The sequence below is a fragment of the Streptomyces purpurogeneiscleroticus genome, assembly GCF_020024005.1.
GTDB classification, from domain to species: Bacteria; Actinomycetota; Actinomycetes; order Streptomycetales; family Streptomycetaceae; genus Streptomyces; species Streptomyces purpurogeneiscleroticus.
On the sequence record NZ_NHSG01000062.1, the window covers coordinates 1 to 7,305 of the forward strand.

Sequence of the window (7,305 nt, forward strand, 5' to 3'; positions counted from 1 at the left end):
CCCACCCCCCTCAGCCCCTGTGGACAACCCACGTCTCAGCCCTTGTGGACAATCACGCCTCAGCCCCTGTGACAAACCGCCACCTCAAGCAGATGGCTCCCCCGGGAGCCGGAACCACACGGCCTTGCCCTGCTCGGTCGGCCGGTAGCCGGAGGCCGCACTGAGCGTGCGGATCAGCAGCAGCCCCCGGCCGCCCTCGTTCAGCAGATCCACCTCCGGCGGCGCGTCGTCGCCCAGCCCCTGGACCGGCGCCGGGTCGTTGTCGTGCACCTCGACGTGCTGGTGGCCGCTCGGCAGTACCTCGATGACCAGCTCGATCGGTCTGTCCCCGGGGGTGTGCTCGACGGCGTTGGCCACCAGCTCGCCGGTGAGCAGCTCGGCCGTGTCGCTGTCCGCCGCCACCCGCATGTCCGCGATCGCCATCCGGATCAGGGCACGCGCGATCGGCACCGCAGCAGTGGTGTGCGGCAGCGTGATCCGCCAGGACGACGGGGCGGCTGGCTCCGACAAGGTCCGGTTCCGTTCGAGGGGGCGTGATGTCCTCCTATAACGGTACGAACCTCCGCTGCGATCGGCTCATCACCGCTCGTAGCGATGCCGGGCGGGAACGGGCGGATGCCTTATCGCGTACTCGTGACGGCGGTCACGCTTGCGTGATAACTTCCCGGCACGGGTAACGCCGGATACCGGCGGATACCGCCAGGCACCAGCCCTCCGGCTGAAGGGGGCACGACGCCCAATGAGCCCGTTCACAGGTTCCGCGCACGCCACCGACGCATGGGAACACCTCCGCGTGACCAGGGAGGACGGGGTCGCCACCGTCACCCTCGCGCGCCCGGACACCCTCAACTCCCTCACCTTCGGCGCCTACGCCGACCTCCGCGATCTGCTCGCCGAGCTCTCCCGCGAACGCGCCGTACGGGCCCTGGTGCTCGGCGGCGAGGGCCGCGGCTTCTGCTCCGGCGGCGACGTGGACGAGATCATCGGCGCCACGCTGGAAATGGACACCGGCCAGCTGCTGGACTTCAACCGGATGACCGGGCAGGTCGTACGGGCGCTGCGGGAGTGCCCGTTCCCGGTGATCGCGGCCGTGCACGGCGTGGCCGCGGGGGCCGGCGCGGTCCTCGCGCTCGCCGCCGACTTCCGCGTCGCCGACCCCTCGGCGCGCTTCGCCTTCCTCTTCACCAAGGTCGGGCTCTCCGGCGGCGACATGGGCGCGGCTTACCTGCTGCCCCGCGTGGTCGGGCTCGGGCACGCCACCCGGCTGCTGATGCTGGGGGAGGCCGTGCGCGCCCCCGAAGCCGAGCGGATCGGGCTGATCAGCGAGCTGGCCGAGGAGGGCAAGGCGCACGAGGCCGCCGCCGCGCTGGCCGGCCGGCTCGCGGCCGGCCCCGCACTCGCCCACGCCCAGACCAAGGCGCTGCTCACCGCCGAGCTGGACATGCCGCTCGCGGCGGCCGTCGAGATGGACGCGGCGACCCAGGCGCTGCTGATGAACAGCTCGGACTACGCGGAGTTCCACGCGGCGTTCACCGCCAAGCGCAGCCCGAAGTGGCAGGGGAAATGAGCCCCGGGGAGGGGGCGCTGCCCGGCGGCCGGGTGGCCGTCATCGGCGGCGGCCCCGGTGGGCTGTACGCAGCGGTGCTGCTCAAGCGGCTGGATCCGGCCCGCGAGGTCACCGTCTGGGAGCGCAACGCGCCCGATGACACCTTCGGCTTCGGCGTGGTCCTCTCGGACGAGACCCTCGGGGGCATCGAACAGGCCGACCCGGTCGTCCATGAGGCGCTGCGCCGCGAGTACGTGCGCTGGGACGACATCGACATCGCGCACCGCGGCCGCACCCTCACCTCCGGCGGTCACGGCTTCGCCGCCATCGGGCGCCGCCGCCTCCTCCAGCTGCTGCACGAGCGCTGCCGCGCGCTCGGCGTACGGCTGCGCTTCCGTACCGAGGCGCCGCCCGCCGCCGACCTCGCCCGCGACCATGATCTGGTGATCGCCGCCGACGGCGTGCACAGCGCCACGCGCGGCGCGCACGCCGAGATCTTCCGCCCGCAGCTGACCACCCACCGTTGCCGCTACATCTGGCTCTCCGCCGACCTCGCCTTCGACGCCTTCCGCTTCGACATCGCCGAGACCGAGCACGGGGTGATGCAGCTGCACGGATATCCGTACGGGGAGCACGCCAGCACCGTCGTCGTCGAGGCGCACGAGGACGTATGGCGGCGGGCCGGGTGGGACGCCTGTCCGGTGGAGGAGTCCGTCGGGCAGTGCGCCAAGATCTTCGCGGACGCGCTGGGCGGCCGGCCGCTGCACGGCAACAACTCCGCCTGGACCGCCTTCCGTACGGTCACCAACGCCCGCTGGTCGCACGGCAACATCGTGCTGCTCGGCGATGCCGCGCACACCGCCCACTTCTCCATCGGCTCCGGCACCAAGCTCGCCGTCGAGGACGCGCTCGCGCTCGCCGCCTGCCTCCAGGAGCACGCGGCACTCCCCGACGCGCTCGCCGCGTACGAGACCGAGCGCCGGCCCGTCGTCGAGTCCACCCAGCGGGCGGCGCGCGCCAGCCTGGAGTGGTTCGAGAACCTCACGCAGTACGTCGACCAGCCGCCCCGCCGCTTCGCCTTCAACCTGCTCACCCGCAGCCGGCGGGTCACCCACGACAACCTCCGGCTGCGCGACCCCCGTTTCGTCGCCGCGGTCGAGGAGGAGGCCGGCGTGCAGCCCGGCACGCCGCCGATGTTCACGCCCTTCCGGCTCGCCGGGCTGACCCTGCACAACCGCGTCGTCGTCTCCCCGATGGACATGTACAGCGCCGACGCGGACGGCACGCCGGGCGACTTCCATCTCGTCCACCTCGGTGCCCGGGCCCTGGGCGGCGCCGGCCTGGTGATGACGGAGATGGTCTGCGTCAGCAGCCAGGGCCGCATTACGCCCGCGTGCACGGGGTTGTACGCGCCGGAGCACGAGGCTGCCTGGCGCCGGGTCACCGATTTCGTACACGCGGGCGCGCCCGGCACCGCGATCGGCGTCCAGCTCGGTCACTCGGGCCGCAAGGGCTCGACGCGGCTGATGTGGGAGGGCATCGACCAGCCGCTCCCGGAGGGCAACTGGCCGCTCGTGGCCGCCTCCGCGCTCCCGTACCGGCAGGGCGTCAACCAGATACCGCACGCGCTCACCACCGAGGAGCTGGCCGGCGTGCGCGAGGACTTCGTCCGCGCCGCCGAGCGTGCCGCGCGCGCCGGCTTCGACCTGCTCGAACTGCACTGCGCCCACGGCTATCTGCTCTCCGGTTTCCTCTCGCCGCTCACCAACCACCGCACCGACGCGTACGGCGGCGACCTCGCGGCGCGGCTGCGTTTCCCGCTGGAGGTCTTCGACGCGGTACGTGCCGTCTGGCCGGCCGGGCGGCCCATGACGGTACGGATCTCCGCCACCGACTGGGCGGCGGGCGGTACCACCGCCGAGGACGCGGTGGAGATCGCGCGGGCCTTCGCCGCGCACGGAGCCGACGCGATCGACGTCTCCACGGGGCAGGTGGTCCCGGAGGAGCAGCCCGCCTTTGGGCGCTCGTACCAGACGCCGTTCGCCGATCGCATCCGCAACGCGGTGCGAATTCCGGTGATCGCGGTCGGCGCCATTTCGTCCTGGGACGACGTCAATTCGCTGATTCTCGCGGGCCGCGCCGACCTGTGCGCGCTGGCCCGGCCGCATCTCTACGACCCGAACTGGACCCTGCACGCCGCTGCGGAACAGGGGTATTCCGGCCCCGGTGCGCCGTGGCCCGCGCCGTACCGGGCAGGCAGCCGGATTCCGCCGGCGGGCCGTACGGACGGCCCCAAACAGCGGCTGACGCTGGGCGGATGACGCGCCCGGCGGACGGGCCGGGCGTCGCACGGCCGCGTACGCGACCGTTTCGGCCTGCTGTTCAGCCGATGGGGGCGCAGGTCACGGTGGCGGTGAAGACGGGGTCACCGTGGTGTTCGGCCCGCACCGCCACGCGAGGCAGGCCGGCCGCGTCCGGGGCGAGCGCCCTGGCGCGTATCCAGCAGGGCGTGTCCAGCTCGGCGTAACGGACGAAGGAACAGTCCATGGCGACGGCTGTCCAGTGGCCGGGCCCGGCGGTGGCGTACGCGGCCTGCCGCGCGGCCTCGACCATCAGCATTCCCGGCACGTGGTCCACGGGGTGATCGAAGAGCACGGGGTGCGTGATGTCGGTCCGCAGCTGCCAGCGGCCGGCCTCGTCGGTGGGGGAGAGCACCACGTCGGCCGTGCGGTCCCGGCCGACGAGCTCCGGGGGGACGGGGGCGGCCGGCGGGATCACGCGCGAGAGGGTGTGGTCGAGATCGGCGTACGAGCCGCGCAATCTCCGGTAGACGGCGGGGACGTGGCAGGTGAAGGTGCATTCGACGCGTCCCAGGTGCCGGCCGTCCCGGACGGCGTCGAACGTCTCCCGCATGCTGGACAGCCGGCCGGCTCTTCGCACGACGTCGTGGTCGTTCACGTGTATTTCGATGTCGGCGGGGGTGGCGGCGACCTTCAGGGCCTCGGGGTCGACGGTGTACCGCATGCTTCCCCAGATCACCGAGTGGCCCAGCGGTACGCCGTGCCCGACGTGGTTCAGCAGAAGTCCGGCCTGCCGCACGGTCTCCACCAGCATCATCGGGTCGTGCAGCCCGTGCGCGGGGCCGTAGAAGCTGTGGGCGCGCGGCCATTGGGCGTCGACGGTCCAGGCGTCGGGACCTCTGCCGCGCCAGTCCGTGAGGAACACCTCGGTGACCGAGCTGCGATGAACGTACTCCCGCGGAACCGTGGTGGTCAGTGGCTGCAGGGTGGGGAGTGCCGAGGAGTACCCCGAGGGCGCGCCGCGTCGGCGGGGGGCGGAGTGCGGCACGGTCAGAACGACGGTCATGCGGATTCCCTCCCTGGGCGGGCGCGGGGTGCGCCCGTACTCAGCGCCTGCGGCACCAAGATACAAACCGCCTGGTTTGTTTTCTAGTACTCCAGAGTGAATCTTTGGGTAGAAGTGTTACGTGTGACGGCGTAGAGATAAGGCCAGGGCTGTTTGCGGCCGCGCTGCATGAAGTGACGAGTGGCCCGGAACGACAGAAGACGGCGGCCGGGGGCCGCCGTCGGAGGGGGTCGGTCAGGCGGCGTGGCGTTCCCACCGGCCGCTGGGAGTCAGGTGGCTCAAGGCTCCCGGCGGGGCCAGGCCCGGGAGGATGTGCCGCCACAGTGAGGTGACACGTTCGTGCAGGTCGGCGCGGTTCGTGGTGGCCTGGGAGAAGAGCTGTACGCCCATGTACGAGGACACGACGAACTCCGCGGCCTTCGCCGGGTTCACCGCCGACAGCAACTCCCCGCGCTCGCGCGCCTCGGTGAACATCCGGGTCACGATCTCGATCCAGTCCTGGTACGGCACCAGCGGCTCGCGGCTGAAAGTGGTTTCCACCGCGATCCTGGTGCCGGCCTGAAGTACCGGGTCGTCACGGAGCGCCTGCGCCACCTGATGGCTGAAGTCGATGACATCCTGCACCCGGGAGTCGCTCGGCGGCGGGACGAGCATCTCGGTCTGTTCCGCGATGACCGCGCGGGCCAGGGCGTCCTTGGACGGGAAGTGGAAGTACAGCGCGCCCTTGGTGACCTGGGCCCGCTGGATGATCTCCGCGATGGTGGCCGCTTCGTAGCCGCGCTCGCCGATGACCTGGGCCGCCGCTACGAGGACGGCCTGTCGAGTGCGCACTGCCCGTTCCTGCTTGGCCACCGGCGGTCCTCCGCATGTTCGTTCTGGGGCGCGTCCGCCTCCGGCGGATCTGGCCGAATTCTATTGACGGCGCAAACAATAATCCAACCAGACGGTATTGATCTGTCGTGGAGATTTGGGAAAGCTTCGTTCCGGTCGTACCGGTCCTGCACGGGCGGCCCCCGAGTCCGGACGCGGCGCGTGCGTACGGGCTCCCCGAAAACCGTTCCGCAGCCCTCTATCCCCAGGAGCCTCCCCCCATGGCCGCGCCCGTCCACCCCGCCACCCACCGCGAAGTCCGCCTCGCCGCCCGCGCCGACGGCGCCCTGACGCCGGATCACTTCGCGGTGACCGACACCCCGGTGCCGGTACCGGCGCCGGGCACGGTCCTGGTGCGCAACCGGATCATGGCCGTGACCGCCGTGATGCGCACGATGATGACCGGGGCCGAACTGCCCATGCCCTCCTTCGTGCCGGGCCGGGCGCTGTGGGGCGCGGCGATCGGCGAGGTCGTGGAGGCGCCCGGCGGCGGCTTCGCGCCCGGCGACCTCGTCCGGCACGACCTGGGCTGGCGGGAGTACGCCCTGGTGGACGCGGCACGCGCGCACCGCATCGACCCCGAGGCGCTGCCCGACCCGGCGGCGCACCTCTCCCAGGGCGCCACCGCCTGGGGCGCCCTGGTACGCATCGCGCAGGTGCGGCCCGGCGACACGGTGTTCATCACCGGCGCGGCCGGCGGCGTCGGCAGCCTCGCGGGCCAGCTCGCCCGGCGCCTGGGGGCGCGCCGGGTCATCGGCTCCACCGGCTCCGAGAGCAAGGCCGAGTACCTGGTGAAGGAGCTGGGCTACGACGAGGTGGTGCTCCGCGGCGCCGGGCCCATCGGCCCGCAGCTGCGCAGGGCGGCGCCCAACGGCATCGACGTCCTGCTGGACACCGTGGGTGGCGAGCAGTTGGCGGCGGCGCTCGAATCGGCTCGTACCGGCGCCCGGTTCGCGCTCGTGGGCGCGCTGTCGGCGCAGCTGGGGGAGGGGGACGGGATCACGGCGCCGGTCGAGCTGGACGCCGGTCTGGTGGTCTCCCGGCGGGTCACGCTGCGCGGCTTCTCGGTGCGCGACCACCCGGGCCTCGCGCAGGAGTGGAGCGAGGAGTTTGGGCGCGGGCTGCGCGACGGCACGCTGATCTTCGCGCACAGCCGGCTGCGGGGCCTGGACCAGGCCCCGGAGGCGCTGCGCGAACTCGTCCAGGGCGACCACACCGGGGCGGTGCTGGTCGAACTGTGAACTCCGTGCGGCCCGCCGGGGGGCGGGCCGGGCGGCAGCCGTAGGGGCCCGCCCTGGCGGGCCTTTACGGCACACGGGCGCGGCGGTTACCGGGCAGGCGGTGACCGCCGCATCCGTGCGACGACCGCGCAGGGCGGCGACTGCGGAGGGCGTTGGGTGCCCGGTCCGTCGGGTGCCCGGTCCGTCAGGTGGGTACGACGGTCAGCGCGGCGGCGTGCGGCGCGGCGTGAAGCCGGCCGGGTCGCGCCCCGCGGCGCCGCGCAGGGCGGGCTGGGGGACGGC

At 72.7% G+C, this 7,305-nt stretch carries 6 protein-coding genes; 3 read left to right on the plus strand and 3 right to left on the minus strand.

The features are described 5' to 3' along the window. Positions 1–84: 84 nt before the first annotated feature. On the minus strand, positions 85–510 hold the full coding sequence (locus tag CCS38_RS01850; protein WP_223731416.1) for an ATP-binding protein: 426 nt from the start codon (positions 508–510) through the stop codon (positions 85–87). Positions 511–739: 229 nt separating this feature from the next. Between CCS38_RS01850 and CCS38_RS01855 the strand changes: the two genes are divergently transcribed. Next, on the plus strand, positions 740–1,567 hold the full coding sequence (locus CCS38_RS01855; protein WP_223731417.1) for an enoyl-CoA hydratase family protein: 828 nt from the start codon (positions 740–742) through the stop codon (positions 1,565–1,567). After that, positions 1,564–3,867 carry a bifunctional salicylyl-CoA 5-hydroxylase/oxidoreductase gene (locus CCS38_RS01860; RefSeq protein ID WP_223731418.1) on the plus strand — a complete coding sequence of 768 codons (2,304 nt, stop codon included), beginning with the start codon at positions 1,564–1,566 and terminating at the stop codon, positions 3,865–3,867. Before CCS38_RS01855 ends, CCS38_RS01860 begins: the two co-directional genes overlap by 4 nt. 61 nt (positions 3,868–3,928) lie before the next feature. Here the strand turns inward: CCS38_RS01860 and CCS38_RS01865 are convergent, their stop codons facing one another. Together CCS38_RS01865 and CCS38_RS01870 are read right to left on the minus strand one after the other, a co-directional pair. Next, entirely contained in the window at positions 3,929–4,912 is a 984-nt protein-coding gene (locus CCS38_RS01865) for a ScbA/BarX family gamma-butyrolactone biosynthesis protein (protein WP_223731419.1), read from the minus strand. A 234-nt stretch (positions 4,913–5,146) separates the two neighbouring features. Continuing rightward, complete coding sequence (locus CCS38_RS01870) at positions 5,147–5,743, minus strand: ScbR family autoregulator-binding transcription factor (protein ID WP_223731420.1); 597 nt, start codon at positions 5,741–5,743, stop codon at positions 5,147–5,149. 260 nt (positions 5,744–6,003) lie between these two features. Here CCS38_RS01870 and CCS38_RS01875 point away from each other — a divergent pair, with 260 nt between their 5' ends. Continuing rightward, positions 6,004–7,023, plus strand: a complete 1,020-nt coding sequence (locus CCS38_RS01875) for an MDR family NADP-dependent oxidoreductase (protein ID WP_223731421.1) — start codon at positions 6,004–6,006, stop codon at positions 7,021–7,023. Positions 7,024–7,305 lie beyond the last annotated feature (282 nt).

What these genes read in the sequence shown, in the direction of transcription:
- CCS38_RS01875 (WP_223731421.1), top strand. Translation starts at nt 6,004, where the DNA reads ATGGCCGCGCCCGTCCACCCCGCCACCCACCGCGAAGTCCGCCTCGCC.
- CCS38_RS01860 (WP_223731418.1), top strand. Translation starts at nt 1,564, where the DNA reads ATGAGCCCCGGGGAGGGGGCGCTGCCCGGCGGCCGGGTGGCCGTCATC.
- CCS38_RS01855 (WP_223731417.1), top strand. Translation starts at nt 740, where the DNA reads ATGAGCCCGTTCACAGGTTCCGCGCACGCCACCGACGCATGGGAACAC.
- CCS38_RS01865 (WP_223731419.1), bottom strand. Translation starts at nt 4,912, where the DNA reads ATGACCGTCGTTCTGACCGTGCCGCACTCCGCCCCCCGCCGACGCGGC.